At 70.7% G+C, this 1711-nt stretch carries 1 protein-coding gene and 1 pseudogene; both read left to right on the forward strand.

The window, feature by feature from the left end; translation table 11 throughout:
* Window positions 1–23: 23 nt before the first annotated feature.
* Window positions 24–989 (forward strand): annotated as a pseudogene (locus tag IH13_RS0130375) (sensor histidine kinase); the annotation flags it as partial.
* The gene (locus IH13_RS0130380; protein ID WP_031089297.1) at window positions 986–1666 is read left to right on the forward strand and encodes a two-component system response regulator PhoP; all 681 of its coding nucleotides are present in this window, start codon (window positions 986–988) and stop codon (window positions 1664–1666) included. The pseudogene IH13_RS0130375 and the gene IH13_RS0130380, both read left to right, overlap by 4 nt.
* Window positions 1667–1711: the final 45 nt, after the last annotated feature.

A 1711-nucleotide genomic window follows, 5' to 3' on the forward strand; every position in this document is an offset into this window, starting at 1 on the left:
AGAGATGTGTATAAGAGACAGGGGACACCCGGCGGGACGGAGAGATACGGCAGGGCGAGCTGGACCTGCCCCGGCGCGGCACCGGACGCGGCGAGGCGCTCGCCGTCTCGGCCCGGGTCGCCCCGCTGGGTTCCCGGCTGGTGCTCCTGCTGGTCGAGGACCTCACGGAGGCCCGCCGCATCGAGGCGGTGCGCCGTGACTTCGTCGCCAACGTCAGCCATGAACTGAAGACCCCGGTCGGCGCCCTGTCGCTGCTCTCCGAGGCCGTCATGGACGCCTCGGACGACCCCGAGGCGGTGGAGCGGTTCGCCGGCCGTATGGAGATCGAGGCGACCCGGCTGACCAACCTCGTCCAGGAGCTCATCGACCTCTCCCGGGTGCAGAACGACGACCCGCTGGAGGACGCCGAGCCGGTCCGGGTCGACGAGCTGGTCGCCGAGGCCATCGACCGGTGCCGTCAGCAGGCGGCCTCGAAACAGATCACCATGGCCTCGGGCGGTACCGCGGACCTCTTCGTCTGGGGCAACCGCGGCCAGCTCGTGGGCGCGCTCGGCAACCTCGTCGAGAACGCCGTCAACTACAGCCCCGCCCGTACGCGCGTCGGCATCGCGGCCCAGCGGATGACCGCGCCCGGCGGGGACCTCATCGAGATAGCCGTGACCGACCAGGGCTTCGGCATCCCCGAGAAGGACCGCGAGCGGGTCTTCGAGCGGTTCTACCGCGTGGACCCGGCCCGCTCCCGGGCCACCGGTGGCACCGGTCTCGGCCTCGCCATCGTCAAGCACGTGGCCGCCTCGCACGGCGGGGAGGTCACCGTGTGGAGCTCGGAGGGCCAGGGCTCCACCTTCACCCTGCGACTGCCCGAGTCGGGCGTCGTACGGGGCCGCACCGGCGGACCCCTCATCGTCGACGGCGGTTCCGTCGACGACGACGGGCCGTACGAGACCGACACCTTCGCTTCATTTCCTTCCCCGGAGGCTCTTCCGTGACCCGAGTGCTTGTCGTCGAGGATGAGGAATCCTTCAGCGACGCCCTGTCCTACATGCTCCGCAAGGAAGGGTTCGAGGTGGCCGTCGCGGCCACCGGCCCCGACGGCCTCGACGAGTTCGAGCGCAACGGCGCGGACCTCGTCCTCCTCGACCTGATGCTGCCGGGCCTGCCCGGTACGGAGGTCTGCCGGCAGCTGCGCGTCCGGTCGAACGTACCGGTGATCATGGTCACCGCGAAGGACAGCGAGATCGACAAGGTGGTCGGTCTGGAGATAGGGGCCGACGACTACGTGACCAAGCCCTTCTCCTCGCGGGAGCTGGTGGCCCGCATCCGCGCGGTCCTGCGCCGCCGCGGTGAGCCGGAGGAGGTCACCCCCGCGGCCCTGGAGGCCGGCCCGGTCCGGATGGACGTGGACCGCCACGTCGTCACGGTCTCGGGGACCAAGGTCGACCTGCCGCTGAAGGAGTTCGACCTGCTGGAGATGCTGCTGCGCAACGCGGGCCGCGTCCTGACGCGCATGCAGCTGATCGACCGGGTGTGGGGCGCGGACTACGTGGGTGACACGAAGACCCTCGACGTCCACGTCAAGCGCCTGCGCGCCAAGATCGAGCCGGACCCGGGCGCGCCGAGGTACCTGGTCACCGTGCGAGGGCTGGGCTACAAGTTCGAGCCGTGAGCCGTGAGCCGTGAGCCGTGAGCCGTGAGCCGTGGACGGGGCCGG

The sequence above is a fragment of the Streptomyces sp. NRRL WC-3549 genome (genome assembly GCF_000721935.1).
Classification (GTDB): Bacteria; Actinomycetota; Actinomycetes; order Streptomycetales; family Streptomycetaceae; genus Streptomyces.